This is a genomic window from Legionella oakridgensis ATCC 33761 = DSM 21215, assembly GCF_000512355.1.
Taxonomy (GTDB): Bacteria; Pseudomonadota; Gammaproteobacteria; order Legionellales; family Legionellaceae; genus Legionella_A; species Legionella_A oakridgensis.
On the sequence record NZ_CP004006.1, the window covers coordinates 1028543 to 1046861 of the forward strand.

An 18319-nucleotide genomic window follows, 5' to 3' on the forward strand; every position below is an offset into this window, starting at 1 on the left:
TTAATTTTATCGTTTCAAATTTCATTGTTTGCGAAATTTGAAGGAATACATTTTTATAACGGAAAGAGGAAAAACAAGTTATGAGCACAGTAGAAGAACGAGTTCGCAAAATTGTAGTAGAGCAATTGGGCGTTAAAGAAGATGAATTAAAAAATGATGCTTCCTTTGTTGACGATTTAGGTGCAGATTCTCTTGATACCGTTGAATTGGTGATGGCATTGGAAGAAGAGTTTGAAACTGAAATCCCTGATGAAAAAGCAGAAAAAATTACCACCATTCAGGAAGCAATTGATTATATAGAAGCTAATCTTAATAAAGAAGAAGCATAATATTAAAGGGCAACTTCATAGATTCAGCTCTTTTATACTTAGTGTAAATCCTGGCGAACTTTCGCGGGAGCCAGGGCTTAATAGGCTTAAAATCCTGGATAGGGTCTATACTATCCAGGCTACTGCTTTTGTCGAATACAAAATAATTTTTTAATGTAGAAGCCTGTGATATTGAGGAGTTATCCATTGAACAAGCGGCGTGTTGTTGTAACTGGTATGGGCATGCTAACCCCCGTTGGCCTAAATGTAGAGGAGTCTTGGCGGAATATTCTAGCAGGTAAAAGCGGTGTGGGACCGGTAGAAGATTTTGACACCAGTGACTATCCAACTAAAATCTGGGCTAAAGTCAAAGGTTTTGATGTTGAAAAATATATACCGCTTAAAGAAGCGCGTAAAATGGATTTGTTTACTCAGTATGGAATGGTGGCAGCGGACGAAGCACTGGCTGATGCTGGACTACACATTGATGCAAAACTTTCTTATCGCGCTGGTGTTGCGGTAGGCGCTGGTATAGGCGGTATCCAGACGATTACAAATAATCAGGAAAAACTTCTTAATGGGGGGCCGCGTAAAGTATCCCCGTTTTTTATTCCTGCCGGCATTATCAATATGGTCGCAGGTCAAATTTCAATTAAACATGCCTTAAAGGGCCCGAATATTTCAGTGGTGACCGCCTGCACCACAGGCACGCACAATATTGGCCTTGCTGCAAGAATGATCGTTTATGGCGATGCTGATGTGATGGTTTGTGGAGGCGCAGAAATGACAACGACACCGCTGTGCCTTGCAGGGTTTTCTGCCGTACGCTCCTTGTCAAAGCGAAATGATGAGCCGGAAAAAGCATCACGTCCCTGGGATAAAGATCGAGACGGTTTTGTTATGGGCGAAGGAGCAGGCATTTTAGTGCTTGAAGAGTATGAGCGTGCTAAAGCTCGTGGTGCAAGAATTTATGCTGAATTGGTTGGTTTTGGCATGTCTGCGGATGCTTATCACATTACTGCACCAGATGAAGACGCTGACGGCGCAGCGCGTTCTATGGAAATTACCATTCAAGATGCAGGCATTTCTCCAAATCACGTGGATTATATCAATGCTCATGGTACTTCCACGTCTTTGAATGATCTTAACGAAACTCGAGCAATTAAACGGGTGTTTGGTGACCACGCTTATAAGTTGGCGGTCAGCTCGACAAAATCGATGACAGGGCATTTATTAGGAGCTGCTGGGGCAGTCGAAGCAATATTTAGTGTGTTGGCCATTCGTGATCAGATTGCGCCTCCAACGATTAATCTTGACAATCCAGATGAAGGATTTGATTTAAATTATGTCGCGCATCAACCCCAAAAGAGAACGATTAATTTCTCTTTGAGTAATTCGTTAGGATTTGGTGGTACTAATGGTAGTTTGTTATTTAAAAAAGTGGAGTTGTGATCCATTATTTGGCTTTTTGCATCGGACAAACGTTTAAAATAACAATAACGGTCTGGGCACAAGTTATGATAAAGGTTGAATAAATTGATGACGTCCTTTATCTACTACCGTTTCCATTTAATGTTGACAGATATTTGTCATTCCTGCGAAGGCGGGAAACCAAGTTTAATTTGGCTCTCTGCTTTGTTCAGAATGGATCCCCGCCTTCGCGGAGATGACAGAAAACAGAGTGAGGATGACAAAAAAAGAACAATAGATATAACTCAATCTGTCAAAATTACCTGGAAAAGGTGCTACCTTGCATTTTCCGGGCTGTTATTTTTGTTCAGTAAAAACACTTGGCCAAATTCATGCGGATTTTCCCGTATGTTCTTGCTGTTCTCCATGAAGAAGATTTTGAATCGACAGAACAACCTGATTTTAGGATTGTTGTGTTTTCTGGTTGCCCCCGTGTTGGCCAAACAGCCCATTATCATTGATACTGATTTGGACAAGGATGATTGGGCAGCAATTGCTTATTTGATAAACCAACCTCAGTTAGATATACGCGCTATTACAGTTGAAGGGGCAGGTGCATCCGATTGTGTTCATGGGATATCTAATTTAGTGAAATCATTGCAGTATTGGCATCGTACTGACATACCGATTGCATGCAATAATCAGTTAGGTATGTATAAGACCCATTTCCCATCGACTTGGCGTAATCCTGGAACAAATTATTTTAAAAAATTACGAGCTCATCATTCAAAACCGGTATTAATAAAAACAGATGCAGCTAAATTAATTAATGAGGTATTACAACAAAGTGAGGAACCTGTGGTCGTGATGGCCATTGGACCCTTGATTAATATTGCTGCAGCAATCCGTTTAGACACGTCGCTGTGGTTGACCAAAGTGAAAGGCTTTTATTTTTCTGGCGGCAATTTTACTAAAGAAGCTACTTCCATTGCAAAATATTATCCTAAAACAGAAACACAAACCTGGAATTTATTCATTGCTCCTGAGGCTGGGTATCGGGTTTTTAAACAATCATTATCAGTGGTTTTAAATACCCATAAGACGGCTCGCTTATTACATAATAACAACAGTATGTATGAGAACATAGACGCCTTAAATCAACAGCATCAATTAAATCGATTTGGAAAAATCGTATATGCTTTACAAAGCAGCAAAAATAATTATTGGGGTGATGCCCTGACGGCTATGATGCTGGTTATGCCGGAAGTGTGTCGTTATCAGGACGTTCGAATGAACGTGTTATTCAAACCATTTCAATACAGTGGTGTTTCCAAGCTTAGTTCCGAAGGAATCAAAGTGCATTATTGCAAGGATTTTAACTTGCCATTGTTTCAACGTATTTTTATGCAGAAAATGTCTTCCTCAAATTCGCAGGCAAACGATGAAGAGAAACGTATTCAAACAAAAACGGTTCAAAATCAGCGAGCAACATTAAGCCGGGACGGGACTTACTAAAAATCCCAAAGTCAAGGTAAAAATAAATGTTGATGGGAATTTAGACGAACTAAATGACCAAATCAACATTTATTTTTAATGCAGAGATTGGGCATGTTTCGTAAAACGATAAGTAAATGATGAGGTATTGAATGAAAGGCTATGGGTTAAAGTATGTTCTGGCTTGTTGCCTTGCTTTATTTGTAATTGGTTTTGCCCTGTTAGGTATTAATTTATATGGTTTAATCCATCGTCCCATGTTTTCACAACAGCACGAGCCAATCATTCTGTATTTGGATAAGTCTACATCTGCCGCCTCTTTTGCTCATAAACTTAAAGAGCAGCATTTGATTAAATCTGAACGTCTTTTTCTCTTATTAATCCGAGTGCAGGGGTTGACAAAGCAACTTAAAGCGGGAGTGTATCAAATTCAGAGCGGTGAATCCGCACAGCAATTTTTATTCCGGGTTGTGGCTGGTGATGTATTGCAAGAGACTTTTCGTATTATTGAAGGCACGACTCAAAATCAGGTGGCCATGAATCTTGAACACGCCTCTTATTTAAACTATTCCAGCAAGGATTGGTTGGGAATTGCAAGTCCTTTTGCAAGTGCAGAAGGATTGCTGCTTGCGGATACTTATCATTATGATGCTGGAAGCAGCGGTCGTGAAGTATTGATGCAGGCGCGTGCTAATTTGCAACAACAACTTGAGCAGAGTTGGCAGCAGCGTAGCCCTGGGTTGCCTTATAAATCCTCTTACGAGTTATTAATTACCGCTTCAATTCTTGAAAAAGAAGCCGCTATTCCTAGTGAGAAACGATTAATTGCAGGTATTATTATTAATCGCTTACGAAAAAACATGCCATTACAGGTTGACCCGACCGTGATTTATGCTTTAGGGTCACAATACAAAGGAAAATTAACGCGCGAAGCGTTACAGATTGATTCCCCTTATAATACTTACCGTTATCGAGGACTGCCGCCAACGCCAATCGCTATGGTTGGTAAAGATGCACTAGATGCAGCGGCTCATCCCACTATGACGGCTTATTTATATTTTGTGGCCAAAGGGGACGGTAGCCATCAGTTTTCTGCTACCTATGAACAACAAAAACAGGCGATTAGACAATATTTAAGGAAAAGGTCATGAAATCTCAGAGAGGACATTTTATTGTCGTCGAAGGGCTGGAAGGGGCAGGAAAATCTACGGCAATCAGTACGATTAAGCGTTTTTTGACTGATAAAATTGATGAAGTGATTTTTACCCGCGAACCAGGAGGGACACGCGTCGGGGAAGCAGTACGGCATTTGATTAAGGATATTGTTCCAGAAGAACCATTAGATTCGCGTGCTGAGTTACTGTTGTTTTATGCCGCCAGAGTACAACTGCTGGAGCAGGTTATTAAACCTGCTTTAGGCAGAGGGTGTTGGGTTTTGGCCGATCGTTTTGAATTATCGACCTTTGCCTATCAAGGTGGTGGACGCAAATTAGATCACCAAATGATTACCAATTTATCCTCTTTTTGTCTTGGCGGTTTTCAGCCGGATTTAATTATCTTTCTGGATGTTACGCCACAAAAAGGCTTACAACGCGCTTATAAACGTGGTAAAACGGATAGAATTGAACAGGAAGCGCTTTCATTCTTTAATGATGTGTACACTAGTTATCACAATCAAATGAAAACAATGAAGAATGTGGTTATCATTGATGCTTGTCAACCACTGAAGGTTGTGCAAGCTTCGATCCGCGCTGCTCTTGAAAAATACATCGTGCATCATGCAATCTCAATACTCGATTAATTTAATAGCAGCACATGCGCCATTATGGCAACGGTTTCAGCCGGTACTGAATAAGCAACGGTTTCCGCAAGCACTGCTCTTTGTCGGTCCGCAACATGCAGCAATTCCGCAATTTGTTAATCGACTGATAGCCATTCTTATGTGTCAACAAGGCAATGCTTGTGGCCATTGTGGCGTTTGTTCTTTGCTCATTCAGGGGCATCATCCGGACGTGCATCGTATCCATCTGGAAGCGCAAGACAAATCGATAAAAATCGAGCAGATACGTGCACTGCAGCCCATCGTTTACCAAACGCCTCAACGTGGCAGTTATAGTTTTATTGTGATAGAACCGGCAGAAAAGATGAATGTGTCTGCCGCGAATGCTTTATTAAAAATGCTTGAAGAGCCGCCTCAGCATGCAATTTTTATTTTAATCGCTGAACAAACAGGCCACATACTGCCCACCATACTCAGTCGTTGCCAGAAATACTTAATTTCTGAATATGATTTGTTTGCTTCCAAAGAAGACCCTGGCTATTTGGCATTAGGTCAACTGTATTCTGAGGAAACAACACGTGCACAATTGTATAAACAACTTGAAGCCATCATCACGGGGCTTTGTGATTTAATTGAAAATAAAACGTCTCCATGTGCTGTTGCTGCTCTTTGGTCGGTGCATGCATTTGATGATTTATTATGGTTTCTATATCTTCTTCATGCAGAGCTTATCCAAGTACAGCTTACGGGTAATCAAATTCGCTCATATCCGGAAAAAATGGCTTATCTTGCAACGCTGACTCATCCGCTGCAATTATTTGCACAAATGGATAAAATAAAAGCGCTAATGGAAAAAATAAACCATAATATAACTATTAATCAAACGTTGGCCATAGAAGATTTATTAATAGGGTACTTGAGGAAACTGGATGAATGATGAATTGCCATTAATGGGTTGTGTTTATGCCGATGAAAAAGAACTGTATCAAGCATACATGCCATTTGTGCAAGGAGGTGGTTTATTTATCCGTACGACTCAGGATTTTCAGCTGGGGGACAGAGTTAATTTAACGGTGCAATTGCCTAATGCAGAAGAACAATGTCTAATTGAAGGGAAGGTTGTTTGGTTGACTCCTAAAGGTGCCGGAGGGAATAAACCGATTGGTATTGGTGTGCAATTCACAAGTGAAAATGGTCGGCTTCTCAGTAATAAAATAGAAACCTGTTTGGCGGGTATGTTAAAATCGACGCAAATGACGGATACACTATAGACCTATCATTGATTGAAAATATGAATTCTTTAAAACCCGCTCCATTAATCGACTCCCATTGCCATCTTCATAGTATTGATTTAAGTGATTTTGAACATGGAATGGATGAGGTTCTTAGACAAGCGACAGACAATGGCGTACAGAATTTACTTTGTGTATGCGTTGAAACGAATGATTTACCGTTATTGTATAAACTGGCTGATCAGTACCCTCATATTAAGATTTCAGCAGGCATTCATCCTAATTCTGACGTCGACAATGAACCGGAAGTACAGCAATTGCTTACCATGGCAAACCACCCATCCTGCATTGCCATTGGTGAAACCGGTCTTGATTATTATCGGACGACTGAAAAAGAAACCAAACAGAAGCAGCAGGCGCGATTTCGTGAACATATACGGGCCGCGAAGATATCTAAAAAGCCTTTGATTATTCATACTCGCGACGCGTCTGATGATACCTTGTCGCTATTGGCCGAGGAGCATGCGGATGAGGTTGGCGGAGTTATGCATTGCTTTACTGAAACCTGGGAGGTGGCTCGTCGTGCTCTCGATCTTGGCTTTTATATCTCATTTTCTGGCATAGTGACGTTTAAAAATGCAACCCAATTGCAGGATGTTGCCAGAAAGGTCCCTTCCAACCGTATGTTAATTGAAACGGATTCCCCATACCTTGCTCCCGTGCCTTTCCGTGGCAAGCAAAATCATCCGGCGTTAGTCAAGTATGTGGCGCAAGCATTGAGTGAATTGCGGGGCACAGACTATGAAACCATAGCCCGACAAACCACAGAAAATTTTTATCACTGTTTCCGAGTGATTAGAACGGAAGATTAGAATAGCCGCTCATTTCTATGATCTTGCTTGTTGTTTTGATTTATCTGGTAGACTTTCTTACAGTATAATTCAAGATCGAGCTTTATCTATTTTCTTCTCGTTGGTATGCTGCCAAACACTATAAAATAAGGAGAGGCTGAAGGTTGCTTGTCTCATGATATAAATGGCAGGTTGGTTTTGGGCTTATGATATTGCAGATTTAACGGGAACACACGATGAAGTTATACATTGGGTTAATGTCAGGAACAAGCATGGATGGTATTGATGCTGCCTTGGTTGATGTAACGACTAACACCCTTCTTGCCGGAATAACCCGTTCTTATGGGAATGAAGCTCGAACCTTATTACAGGTTGTTTTATCAGGAGAAAAGACTGGTATGGCAACACTGTGCCAGTTAAACCATTTGATTGGCAGGGAATTTGCTTTTGCTGTTCATCAGTTGTTGGAAACTGCAAATACGTCATCCCAGGAGATCATCGCCATAGGCAGCCACGGTCAAACGGTGGTGCATGATGCGACGGCAAGCATTCCTTATACTCTCCAGCTGGGTTGTGCACATACTATTGCTGAATTAACCGGAATAACGGTGGTGGCTGATTTCAGAACGCGTGATCTGGTGGTAGGAGGATTAGGCGCGCCATTTGCTCCAATTTATCATCAAGTTTTATTTGAACAGGTGGATTATCCTTTTGCGGTCGTCAATATTGGCGGTATTGCTAATGTAACATTGCTTACGGATGCCATGAGCAGCAGCGGTTATGATACAGGGCCTGGAAATTGCCTGCTGGACATGTGGGCACAGAAGCATCTTGGGTGTTCTTACGATGAAGGTGGTCGTTGGGGAGCAACAGGTCAAGTTCTGGAGCCATTGCTGTCTGCTTTGTTGGCGGATCCTTATTTCAAACGCTTGCCGCCCAAAAGCATTGGCAAGGAATATTTTTCATATTCATGGTTAGGCAATTATCTTAATGTCGATTGTGCCAGTCATGATGTGCAAGCAACCTTGCTGGCATTGACTGCAACGACGATAAGTCAGGCCATAAAGGACAGTCATCAACCACTTAAACGGTTGATGATTTGTGGAGGCGGGGCTCATAATACCGCCTTATGTTCCGAATTGGCTCGATTATTGCCTGATTTGACCGTGAATAGCACGCAATCGCTTGGCATTGATCCTGATTTCATTGAAGCCATGATGTTTGCCTGGCTGGCAGAGAAAACATTAAGTCAGACACCTTTGGACTTAAGCCGCATCACGGGTGCGAAGAAACCCGTCATATTAGGGGCAGTGTATTATTCCACTCGAGCCAAAGCATACGGATGATAGTGGTCTTGCCATAATCCCGCACAGGGTAAGATCATGCCATTTTGATCAACAAACGCCTTCATAAAGTGACTAAAATTTTGTCATTTCCGCGCAGGCGGAAATCCATCTTTCAAACAAAGTCATGGCCCATCATAAAAAATAGATTTCCGCCTGCGCGGAAAAGACACAAATAAGATATAGTACAATCAAAGTATGATTTTGCCCTGTGATCCTGCACTCTGTACATGACAAAAAAATCTGTCATGCCCGCGCAGGCGGGCCACCATTTCTGGTTTGGCACGGAAGTAAATTAAGATAACTCGCTGACATACAATGAAAATCATATAATCTCGATCGCCAAAAGGAGGTTATATGGAGTGTATCAACGAGTTGAAGGATAGTTTAAACGTGTATTTTGGCTGGAACAAGGCGAGAATGACATGTTTTGTAAATATGCTACTTGCATTGCTTGCTACGCGCGCAGTTAATTTAAACAAATTGGCTTGCGTTGTATTCGGTGATGCGATTCAATCTTCACGGTATCGCAGGATTTAACGATTTTTTTCCAAATTTCCTCTGGATTACCAACAAATAGCCGGATTTATTTTTAAATTGTTTTTTGTGGCTGGTGGGCAATGGTATTTAAGCATGGATCGAACCAATGGGCGTTGGGGGAAATCAGACATCAATATTTTAATGCTTGGCATTGTTTTCAAAGGAACGGCCATCCCAATTTACTGGATGTTGCTGGTTAAGCGAGGTAATTCCGATACTCAGGAAAGAATGGCGTTAATACAGATGTTTATTGACCATTTTGGGAAGGATTGTATTAAAGGCGTATTGGCTGATCGAGAGTTTGTCGGAAAAGACTGGTTTGGATGGTTATTGAAGGAAAAAATTTCGTTCCACATCAGAATTAAAAATAACACAATTACTACCAATGCCAAGGGACTCAAGGTTGATATTGATGCGCTATTTTATGGATTAAAATCGAATGAACAGCGCTGTCTGAAAGGCAGAAGGTTTGTGTGGGGACATCTTGTTTATCTGGCTGGTTTAAGATTGGTTGATGGTGAGCTGCTGATTGTTGCAACAACTGAATTACCTGAAACAGCCATTGCAACATACGGACTTCGCTGGGAAATCGAATGCCTTTTCGGCTGTTTTAAAGGGCGTGGATTTAACTTTGAGGACACGCATATCACGGATAAAGCTCGAATTAAAAAATTGGTTGCATTGCTGGCCATTGCATTTACATGGGCTCATCGTACTGGCGAATGGCAGAATGAGAAAAAACCAATAAAAATCAAAAAACACGGCAGACCTGCTGTTAGTTTGTTTCGATATGGTCTGGATTTTTTGTGCGATTCTATTGTTCGGTTGGCATTCAAAACCAATCACTTTCAACAAGCTCTCAAAATTCTGAACTCCATACTATCGCCCGTTTGCTCCTGATCGCTTATCATGTTTTTGCTGATCGCAGCGGATTAGCTTATGGAAAAATAACAACGATACGACAGGAAATCGGTTTTTAGCAACCAACTAGGATGAAACATGGAAGAAAAACAATATTATGTTTACATATTAGCCAGTAAAAAATATGGAACCCTATATACCGGCATAACAAGTAACCTTGTGCAACGAATTTGGCAACATAAAGAAGGCTTGGCTGAAGGATTCACCAAAAAGTACAATGTTCATCACTTGGTTTATTATGAAATTCATTCTGATGTCTACGAAGCGATAACTAGAGAAAAACGCATCAAGAAATGGAACCGACAATGGAAAATAAACCTTATCGAGCAAAACAATCCCCAGTGGCTTGATTTGGGTGTTGGATTATTTTGATAGATGGTTGCCCGCCTGTGCGGGCATGACAGATTTTTTTGTCATGTACAGAGGATCCTGCATGCAAGCCATTGACAAATGAATTTCTCTTGGGTTTAATGATTCATTTTCATAAATTATGATATTAACTTGAGCACATACCATCTTCCATCTTCACAACATAGCGTATTAAAGGCTTATGTTATTTTTTTCTGGCAGCATCGTTTTATCTGTATGAGTTTATCTTACAAGTAGCACCCAGTGTCATGGCGGATTCCATGATGCAAACATTTCGTGTCAGTGCCGCGGGATTTGGGGTTATATCTGCATTTTATTTTTATGCTTACGCACCGATGCAGTTGCCTGCCGGATTGTTATTTGATCGTTATGGGCCAAGAAAATTAATGACGGTTGCCTTGATGTTATGTGCATTCGGCTCGTTTTTTTCGCGTCCACGGATAGCGTTTTTACGGCTTCCATAGGTCGTTTTTTGATTGGCATTGGCTCAGCGTTTTCTTTTATCGGAGTCTTAGTCTTATTGTCACGTTGGTTTCCTCCGCAACATTTTGCCATATTGGCAGGCATTGCTCAGTTGATGAGCTCTATTGGTGCTATGTTTGGTGAAATGCCACTGGCCGCCTTGATAGGACAGGTTGGTTGGCGAAATGCAAGTTTTATCCTGGCCGCCATTGGTTTTTTTCTCGCGTTGTTGCTTTGGGCTTTTATTCGCGATTATCCTCACCAATCTACCCAATCTCTTCCCACTCAACGGTTTCGCGATGAATGGAAGCGTTTAAAGGAAGTCTGTCGACGCTCTTATACCTGGCTAACGGGTGCTTACGCTTTCGCCATTTGGACACCAATTGCTGTATTTGCAGCGCTTTGGGGTGTTCCTTTCCTGCAGGAAAAGTACCAGGTCAGTGTGGTGACTGCTTCAGGCATGTGCAGTATGATTTGGCTAGGCATAGGAATAGGCAGCCCATTGCTGGGTTGGATTAGCGATCGTTTCAACAGCCGACGTTTGGCATTAGGCATCAGCTCTGTGTTTGGATTGTCGGCTACATTGCTTATTTTATATGCTGATGTGTCGATGAGTTGGGGGTATGTTGTTTGTTTTTGCTGGGTTTAGGTGCCGGGGGGCAAACGGTAAGTTTTGCAGTGGTGAAAGATAATAATCCGGCGCATTTGGTGGGGACTGCTTGTGGTTTTAATAATTTGTCAGTGCTTGTGGGTGGTGCTATTTTTCAACCCTTAGTGGGTGTGATTTTGCATCGCAGTGAAGGCTGGCGCTTGGTGCATGATATTCCAGTTTATACCGTCAGCAGTTATCAAAAATCTTTAATGGTTATGCCTTGTTGTTATCTTGCCAGTCTCATTCTTGTTTTATTTTTCATAAAAGAATCACATCCCAGTCGATAGAATAAATCATTGATTGATGGGTACAGACCTTTCTTTTAAAAAAGAGCATGATCCTGGTTGCATGTCTTAGTTTGCTGTTTGAACAAGTTGATATTGCTTTTTAAGCAGGTTGAGCCGTTGCAGGGCAAGAAAGTATTTGTAATTGTTTTTTTCAGGTAGCTTTGCCAAATCTTTGCCGCCTAATTGTGTGTGCTTGTGTAAAATATCTGCAAGTGGACTATTTTTTCCATGCTTAAAAATATCATACAACACCATGAAAGTGCTTGTGCGTCCTGAGCCTCCACGACAGTGAAAATAAATCCAGGTATTTGCGGGAACCGTTTTAATAAATTGTTTAAATGCTTTTATCTGAGTGGCGCTTGGCGAGGAATGATCTGAGATATAAAAACGCTTATAACCCAGGCCCAATTCTTTGGCTAGTTGTTGTTCGTCATAAATTGTTTCCGGCTTATAGGAGATAGGTTGGGCTTTTTCAATGAAGCCCGCTGAATCTTTGCTCAAGATTTTATAGAGTGTGATGTTGGAATATTGGGTAAGATTAGCCAGAAGGCGGGATTGTTGTGCTTGAATCATAAAAGCTGATTTGTCTTTATTTTCCCAGTTTTTTATTCCATACCAGCTGATGGGTATGTCATCCATGAAGCCATGTGATTCTTGACGCAAGTCGACGATGATGATGGGGGCATTGATCAGTTTTTTAATATTCATCAATTGCGAGCGGCTAAATTGGCCGCTGCCAATGACATGCATGTCTTTTATCATGCGAAACCGTTTCGGCAGGGACGCTGACGGGTTCCCATCCATCACCAAATAAGGGTAGGGATCGTCAGCAGCAAAACCTATTGTGGACAAAAATAACAAAGCGGCCAAGGTGGATAAATACGTTTCCAAATCAGCACTCGGGTAAATTAACGGCTAATCCGCCCATCGATGTTTCTTTATAAATACTTTGCATGTCCATGCCAGTCTGTTTCATGGTTTTGATGACTTTGTCCAACGAGATTTGATGTTGACCATCGCCAATTAATGCCATGCGAGAAGCATTCACGGCTTTTACAGCACCCATGGCATTGCGTTCAATACAGGGGATTTGAACCAGTCCTAATACCGGGTCGCAAGTCATACCTAAATGGTGCTCCATGGCAATTTCGGCTGCATTTTCAATTTGCTCAATACTGCCTCCCAACACAGCAGTAAGTCCTGCCGCGGCCATGGACGAAGCAACACCGACCTCTCCCTGACAGCCAACTTCAGCACCAGAAATAGAAGCTCCTTTTTTATACAAGATACCAATTGCCGCCGCGGTAAGAAAATAAGTAAAAGTATCTTCCTTGGATAACTTGCTATGGGCTTCCTGGCAATACTTTAATACGGCTGGGATAATGCCGGCAGCGCCATTGGTTGGTGCGGTAACAATTCGCCCGCCAGCTGCATTTTCTTCATTAACGGCCATGGCGTAAAGGTTTAGGCGATTCATGATATCAGATTGTTCGTACACACTGCGTACGCCTTTTTCGGCATTCAGTTTTTTGTATAAGTCCGGTGCTCTGCGTTTTAAATGTAATCCTCCCGGTAACACACCCTGATGATGGCAACCATGTTCAATGCATTCGTCCATCACTTTGGCAATATCAAGAATACCGCTATAAATGGATTCCTCTTTTCGCCAGGTACGCTCATTAGCCATCATTAATTCAGCAATAGTAAGCTGATTTTTTTTGCAGTGTTCCAGTAATTGTTTGGCAGTGTCAAAGGGGTAAGGAAGTGAATGCTCTTCCTGTGTGGGCTGTTCGAAGGCTTCCTCTGTGGCAATAAAGCCCCCGCCAATTGAGTAATACACTTGCTTTAAAAGTAAGGAATTTTCTTTATCGTAAGCACTAAATCTCATGCCATTGCTGTGTCTGGGTAAAAGCTCTTTTTGATAAAAAATAAAATCTTCCGTTTCATGAAAAGGGAGAAATTTTTCACCCCTCAGGCAAAGACGATTGGATTTGAGAATTTCCTGCATGCGCGGGACCATCGTCTCTGGGATAACCGAGTCCGGAGATTTGCCTTCCAGTCCATTTAAAATGGCTTTATCGGTGCCATGGCCTTTGCCTGTCAAAGCAAGCGAACCATAGAGTTCTATTTTGACGCGTTCAGTGTTATTAAATAAATGGTTTGCTGCTATCAGTTTTAGAAATTCATTAGCGGCCAACATCGGACCTACGGTGTGAGAGCTGGATGGTCCAATCCCGATGGAAAATAAATCAAAGAGGCTGATGTTCATAAATCTGGGACTCAAATTTTATCGTTGTATATTATCGATCTTAGCATACCTCCCATGGTTCACAGTAGGTCTATTTGGAGGTATTTTGCCGTATTGGCAGTCCTACTTCTCCCAATAAATAAGAAGGCAGATAGGTTTTAAGGGTAAATTTGTCATTTATTCTAATTTTATCGATAATGCATGCATTTGTAGATTGAGAAAAATATGATTATATCTGTGTATGGTGCCGGTTATGTAGGCTTGGTTTCAGCGGCTTGTTTTGCCAAATTGGGACATGAGGTGATATGTGCCGATATCAGTGAGTACCGAATAGCAGAACTGAAAGCAGGTAACTGTCCTATTTATGAAATACAATTGCCGGAATTGTTGAGCGAGCAACAGCAAGCAGGTCGTTTGCGATTTACCTCAAATTTGAAGGATGCGGTTCAGCAAGGCCATGTTCATATTGTTGCAACCGGTACACCTAGTCTGCCGGATGGTAGTGCCGATTTGTCACAAGTGTTTGAGGTGGTTACTTTGCTGGCGCGTGAAACGAATAAAGACACCCTGTTAGTCACGAAATCAACGGTACCGGTCGGCACGGGAGATAAGATTGAAGCTCGGCTGCGAGACGAATTATCAAAGGCACAAAAATCTTATTCTATTGCGGTGGCATCTAATCCGGAGTTTTTGCGTGAGGGAACTGCCGTTCATGACTTTTTACAAGCCGAGCGTATTGTCATTGGAGGGAATGCGTCGGCCTTACTATTGTTAAAACAGCTTTATCAGCCATTGGTTGAGCAAGGCATTCCACTGGTTTGCATGTCTCGTCAGTCTGCAGAATTAACCAAATATGCTGCCAATACAATGTTGGCATGCAGAATCAGTTTTATTAATCAGGTAAGTCGTATTGCCGAAAAAGTAGGGGCTGATATTGATGAAATTCGAGAAGGCATAGGGCTGGATCATCGGATAGGGCCCTATTTTTTACAAGCTGGTATTGGCTATGGGGGCTCATGCTTTCCTAAAGATGTTCGTGCTTTGATGCAGACCGCAAAGTCTCTAAACGTAGATGATTCTTTATTTACAGCGATTGATACTATTAATCAACAACAAAAACACTGGGTTATCGAGCAGTTAAATCATCATTTCCAGCATGAGCTGCAAGGTCGTACCATCAGCATTTGGGGATTAGCGTTTAAACCTGGAACAGATGATATACGTGAAGCCAGTAGTTTGGTTATTATGAACGCGTTATTACAAGCTGGCGCCCGGTTAAGAGTGTATGATCCAGTGGCTATTCCGTCGGTACGGCCATTTTTTCTGGATAACCAAGCCATCACATGGTGTGATTCAATAGAGGAAACACTAATAAAAACGGTGGACGCATTAGTCATTGCAACTGAGTGGCAAATATTCCGGGAATATCCATTAATAAAGCTTGCGGCAATATTAAAGGATGCACCGATTATCGATGGTCGTAATTGTTTTGAATTGTCGCAAGTAGAAGCAGCAAAGATGGCTTATTATTATTCAGTTGGCAGACCGTTAATGATGTCAGGCAAAGAGGGGAAGGGTATTCACGATGCAGGTTAAAAAAGCTGTTTTTCCTGTTGCAGGGTTAGGGTCACGATTTTTACCTGCAACCAAGGCAAATCCAAAGGAAATGTTACCTATTGTTGATAAGCCGCTTATCCAATATGCTGTTGAAGAAGCGGTCAGAGCGGGCATCACTCATATGATCTTTATCACAAGCTCCAGCAAGCGTGCCATTGAAGATCATTTTGATAATCATTTTGAGCTTGAGATGCGTTTACAAGAGCAGGGAAAAGATGAATTGCTGGCCCTGGTAAAAAGCATTTCTCCTCCAGGCATACAGTTTACCTACGTTAGACAGCACCAGCCGCTAGGGCTTGGCCATGCCGTGCTTTGCGCCGAACATGTGATCGGGGACGAGCCCTTTGCTGTTTTATTGGCCGATGATTTGATTGATGATTCCCAAGCCCCTTGTCTTACTGCAATGACTGAAAATTTCAGACAAGATGGGGATTCTGTTCTGGCTGTACAGCCAGTTCCCTGGCAGGACATTCATCAATATGGTGTGGTTCGCGTTGCTGACTCATCTCAAAATTACTCAGTTATTCAGGCCATGGTCGAAAAGCCTGCGCGAGAGCATGCTCCTTCAAATCTTGCTTCCGTGGGCCGTTATGTTTTCACTTCAACCATATTCTCATGCCTTAAACAGACGAACGTTGACCATCGTGGTGAAATTCAGCTGACGGATGGTATTCAACGGTTATTGATTCAGGAAAAAGTGCACGCTTATCAATTTCATGGCAAACGCTATGATTGTGGTTCAAAGCTAGGTTATTTGCAAGCCACGGTCGCATTTGGCATGCGTCATACTGAAGTTGGCGAGGCATTTAGTGATTATTTGCAGCAAACTCAGTGTGAAAAAGCGGTTAGGAGCGCTATTTAGTGGTTTAATATGTTTAGCCAGTGAACAATTCCATTTTATGGGTATCTCTGGCAAAATCCAGTCTGACTTGATTATTCCAGCGAGGAGCTATGAAAATTCTGGTTGCAGTGAAGCGTGTTATCGATCCATACGTTAAAATACGGGTTAAGCCTGATCATAGTGGTGTTGAAACCCAAAACATCAAAATGGCCATGAACCCTTTTGATGAGATTGCTGTGGAAGAAGCGCTGCGGCTACAAGAACAAAAGCTGGCATCAGAAGTGATTTTGGTGACGATTGGAAGTGATGCCAGTCAAGAAACATTACGTCATGGTTTGGCTTTGGGCGCCGATCGCGCTCTTCTGGTGCGGACTAATGAATCATTCATTAGTTTGAATATTGCCAAAATCTTACAAAAAATTGTTCTGGATGTGCAACCCGAATTAGTGTTGATGGGCAAGCAATCCATTGATGGCGATAATAATCAGACGCCGCAAATGCTTGCTGCATTACTTGGATGGCCGCAAGCAACTTATGCCTCAAAATTATCCTGCAAGGCAGGTCACGTGGAAGTGGTCAGAGAAATTGACGGTGGTTTGGAAACTCTGCAATTGCAACTTCCCGCGGTGGTTAGCACGGATCTGAGATTGAATGAACCGCGCTATGCAAGCTTGCCTAATATCATGAAAGCCAAACGAAAACCGTTGGAAATCATTGAGCTTGATGCATTAAATGTGGCGTTAAAAACGCATGTTCAGGTATTGAATGTGACGCCGCCAGTAGCAAGAAGCAGTGGTATTAAAGTGAATTCTGTCAAGGAATTGGTGGATAAGTTAAAACATGAAGCCAAAGTGCTTTAAGGAGAAATTGTGAGTGCTTTAATTCTTGTTGAACATGACAATAAAACGATTCATTCCTCTATTCGACATGTGTTAGCAGCAGCATTGCAATTCACCGAAAAACCTGTTTTGTTGGTGATTGGCCATCATTGCCAAGCCGTCGCGGAACAAGCAGCAATACTTAAAGGGGTCAGTGAAGTTTGGCATGTTGATAATGCGTGTTATGAGCATCCATTGGCAGAAAATATAGCAACATTAATGGCTGAATTATCTTCATCGTTCACCTATTTGCTGTCCGCCTCTACAACGTTTGGGAAAAATATATTGCCGCGTGTTGCCGCGTTATTGGATGTTGTTCAGATTTCAGATGTGACTCGTATTGTCCATCCTGACACGTTTGAACACCCTATTTATGCGGGAAATGCTATAGAAACGGTCAAAGTACTGGATGAAAAAAAGGTGCTAACCATTCGGACAACGGCGTTTGATGCGGTGATGGAAGAACAAGCAGCTTGCGGAATTGAACGTATTGAAAAAGTGTATCAACCAATGAACTCAATGTTTGTTCGTCATGAGTTAAGTCAATCTTTTAGACCAGATTTGAGCGGTGCAAAAATAATTGTTTCCGGCGGGCGAGGTTTGCAAAGTGCGGAAAAATTCAAATTAATTGAAGAATTAGCGGATGTATTAGGCGCGGCAGTAGGTGCTTCCAGAGCGGCAGTGGATGCAGGTTTTGTTTCCAACGATTATCAAGTTGGCCAAACTGGTAAAGTGGTGGCTCCCATGCTTTATATTGCTGTTGGTATTTCTGGTGCGGTTCAGCACATGGCAGGAATGAAAGACTCCAAAGTCATCGTTGCTATTAATAAAGATGAAGATGCTCCTATTTTCCAAATTGCGGATTATGGATTAGTAGGAGATTTGTTTGAAGTGGTGCCTCAGTTGATTGAGCAATTGAAATGATAAATTGTCTTTAACTTTCTTTTTTTAAAACAGAGGGATTTTTTAAGATTAGAGCCTTATATGAACTCGACCGTATTGTCAAAGTCCATATAAGGCCCTAAATAGAATATTCATAAAGGATTCCTTCTTGTCCTTTGAGGAAAGAGGTGTGTCATTAAGTAA

At 41.9% G+C, this 18319-nt stretch carries 15 protein-coding genes and 3 pseudogenes; 16 read left to right on the forward strand and 2 right to left on the reverse strand.

Annotated elements, in window-relative coordinates; genetic code table 11:
* Positions 1 to 77: 77 nt before the first annotated feature.
* The 12 genes and pseudogenes from acpP to LOA_RS05110 form a co-directional block, all read left to right on the forward strand.
* Positions 78 to 329: pseudogene (acpP, locus tag LOA_RS05045) on the forward strand (acyl carrier protein); the annotation flags it as partial.
* A gap of 186 nt (positions 330 to 515) precedes the next feature.
* Positions 516 to 1760: a beta-ketoacyl-ACP synthase II gene (gene fabF / locus LOA_RS05055; protein WP_025385414.1), complete on the forward strand. Its 1245-nt coding sequence runs from the start codon at positions 516 to 518 to the stop codon at positions 1758 to 1760.
* Between the two features lie 384 nt (positions 1761 to 2144).
* On the forward strand, positions 2145 to 3233 hold the full coding sequence (locus LOA_RS05060; RefSeq protein WP_158423021.1) for a nucleoside hydrolase: 1089 nt from the start codon (positions 2145 to 2147) through the stop codon (positions 3231 to 3233).
* 131 nt (positions 3234 to 3364) lie between these two features.
* Positions 3365 to 4363 (forward strand): endolytic transglycosylase MltG, encoded by a 999-nt coding sequence (gene mltG, locus LOA_RS05065; RefSeq protein WP_025385416.1) that lies wholly within the window; start codon positions 3365 to 3367, stop codon positions 4361 to 4363.
* On the forward strand, positions 4360 to 5013 hold the full coding sequence (gene tmk / locus LOA_RS05070; protein ID WP_025385417.1) for a dTMP kinase: 654 nt from the start codon (positions 4360 to 4362) through the stop codon (positions 5011 to 5013). The genes mltG and tmk overlap by 4 nt, the downstream gene beginning before the upstream one ends.
* Positions 4991 to 5929 carry a DNA polymerase III subunit delta' gene (locus tag LOA_RS05075; protein WP_025385418.1) on the forward strand — a complete coding sequence of 313 codons (939 nt, stop codon included), beginning with the start codon at positions 4991 to 4993 and terminating at the stop codon, positions 5927 to 5929. The genes tmk and LOA_RS05075 overlap by 23 nt, the downstream gene beginning before the upstream one ends.
* The gene (locus LOA_RS05080) at positions 5922 to 6263 is read left to right on the forward strand and encodes a PilZ domain-containing protein (RefSeq protein WP_025385419.1); all 342 of its coding nucleotides are present in this window, start codon (positions 5922 to 5924) and stop codon (positions 6261 to 6263) included. The genes LOA_RS05075 and LOA_RS05080 overlap by 8 nt, the downstream gene beginning before the upstream one ends.
* 20 nt (positions 6264 to 6283) lie before the next feature.
* Positions 6284 to 7096, forward strand: coding sequence for a TatD family hydrolase (locus LOA_RS05085; protein ID WP_025385420.1), 813 nt, complete (start codon positions 6284 to 6286; stop codon positions 7094 to 7096).
* A 215-nt stretch (positions 7097 to 7311) separates the two neighbouring features.
* Positions 7312 to 8421, forward strand: a complete 1110-nt coding sequence (locus LOA_RS05090; protein ID WP_025385421.1) for an anhydro-N-acetylmuramic acid kinase — start codon at positions 7312 to 7314, stop codon at positions 8419 to 8421.
* A 354-nt stretch (positions 8422 to 8775) separates the two neighbouring features.
* Positions 8776 to 9858, forward strand: a pseudogene (locus LOA_RS13675) (IS4 family transposase).
* A gap of 99 nt (positions 9859 to 9957) precedes the next feature.
* Entirely contained in the window at positions 9958 to 10251 is a 294-nt protein-coding gene (locus LOA_RS05105) for a GIY-YIG nuclease family protein (protein WP_025385423.1), read from the forward strand.
* A 167-nt stretch (positions 10252 to 10418) separates the two neighbouring features.
* Positions 10419 to 11649: pseudogene (locus LOA_RS05110) on the forward strand (MFS transporter).
* A 66-nt stretch (positions 11650 to 11715) separates the two neighbouring features.
* Here the strand turns inward: LOA_RS05110 and LOA_RS05115 are convergent.
* Both LOA_RS05115 and LOA_RS05120 read right to left on the reverse strand, forming a co-directional pair.
* Positions 11716 to 12540, reverse strand: a complete 825-nt coding sequence (locus LOA_RS05115; RefSeq protein ID WP_025385424.1) for a phosphatase domain-containing putative toxin — start codon at positions 12538 to 12540, stop codon at positions 11716 to 11718.
* A 1-nt stretch (position 12541) separates the two neighbouring features.
* Complete coding sequence (locus LOA_RS05120) at positions 12542 to 13918, reverse strand: L-serine ammonia-lyase (protein ID WP_025385425.1); 1377 nt, start codon at positions 13916 to 13918, stop codon at positions 12542 to 12544.
* Between the two features lie 204 nt (positions 13919 to 14122).
* Here LOA_RS05120 and LOA_RS05125 point away from each other — a divergent pair, with 204 nt between their 5' ends.
* The 4 genes from LOA_RS05125 (at position 14123) to LOA_RS05140 (ending at position 18157) form a co-directional block, all read left to right on the forward strand.
* Entirely contained in the window at positions 14123 to 15493 is a 1371-nt protein-coding gene (locus LOA_RS05125) for a UDP-glucose dehydrogenase family protein (protein ID WP_025385426.1), read from the forward strand.
* Positions 15483 to 16376: a UTP--glucose-1-phosphate uridylyltransferase GalU gene (gene galU, locus LOA_RS05130; RefSeq protein ID WP_025385427.1), complete on the forward strand. Its 894-nt coding sequence runs from the start codon at positions 15483 to 15485 to the stop codon at positions 16374 to 16376. Before LOA_RS05125 ends, galU begins: the two co-directional genes overlap by 11 nt.
* A gap of 89 nt (positions 16377 to 16465) precedes the next feature.
* On the forward strand, positions 16466 to 17215 hold the full coding sequence (locus tag LOA_RS05135; RefSeq protein ID WP_025385428.1) for an electron transfer flavoprotein subunit beta/FixA family protein: 750 nt from the start codon (positions 16466 to 16468) through the stop codon (positions 17213 to 17215).
* A 9-nt stretch (positions 17216 to 17224) separates the two neighbouring features.
* Positions 17225 to 18157, forward strand: a complete 933-nt coding sequence (locus LOA_RS05140; RefSeq protein ID WP_025385429.1) for an electron transfer flavoprotein subunit alpha/FixB family protein — start codon at positions 17225 to 17227, stop codon at positions 18155 to 18157.
* Positions 18158 to 18319 lie beyond the last annotated feature (162 nt).

Bases quoted from the DNA above. Each gene is read 5' to 3' on its own strand.
- LOA_RS05060 (WP_158423021.1), top strand. From the start codon at position 2,145: ATGAAGAAGATTTTGAATCGACAGAACAACCTGATTTTAGGATTGTTG.
- mltG (WP_025385416.1), top strand. From the start codon at position 3,365: ATGAAAGGCTATGGGTTAAAGTATGTTCTGGCTTGTTGCCTTGCTTTA.
- tmk (WP_025385417.1), top strand. From the start codon at position 4,360: ATGAAATCTCAGAGAGGACATTTTATTGTCGTCGAAGGGCTGGAAGGG.
- LOA_RS05075 (WP_025385418.1), top strand. From the start codon at position 4,991: ATGCAATCTCAATACTCGATTAATTTAATAGCAGCACATGCGCCATTA.
- LOA_RS05080 (WP_025385419.1), top strand. From the start codon at position 5,922: ATGAATGATGAATTGCCATTAATGGGTTGTGTTTATGCCGATGAAAAA.
- LOA_RS05085 (WP_025385420.1), top strand. From the start codon at position 6,284: ATGAATTCTTTAAAACCCGCTCCATTAATCGACTCCCATTGCCATCTT.
- LOA_RS05090 (WP_025385421.1), top strand. From the start codon at position 7,312: ATGAAGTTATACATTGGGTTAATGTCAGGAACAAGCATGGATGGTATT.
- LOA_RS05105 (WP_025385423.1), top strand. From the start codon at position 9,958: ATGGAAGAAAAACAATATTATGTTTACATATTAGCCAGTAAAAAATAT.
- LOA_RS05120 (WP_025385425.1), bottom strand. From the start codon at position 13,918: ATGAACATCAGCCTCTTTGATTTATTTTCCATCGGGATTGGACCATCC.
- LOA_RS05125 (WP_025385426.1), top strand. From the start codon at position 14,123: ATGATTATATCTGTGTATGGTGCCGGTTATGTAGGCTTGGTTTCAGCG.
- galU (WP_025385427.1), top strand. From the start codon at position 15,483: ATGCAGGTTAAAAAAGCTGTTTTTCCTGTTGCAGGGTTAGGGTCACGA.
- LOA_RS05135 (WP_025385428.1), top strand. From the start codon at position 16,466: ATGAAAATTCTGGTTGCAGTGAAGCGTGTTATCGATCCATACGTTAAA.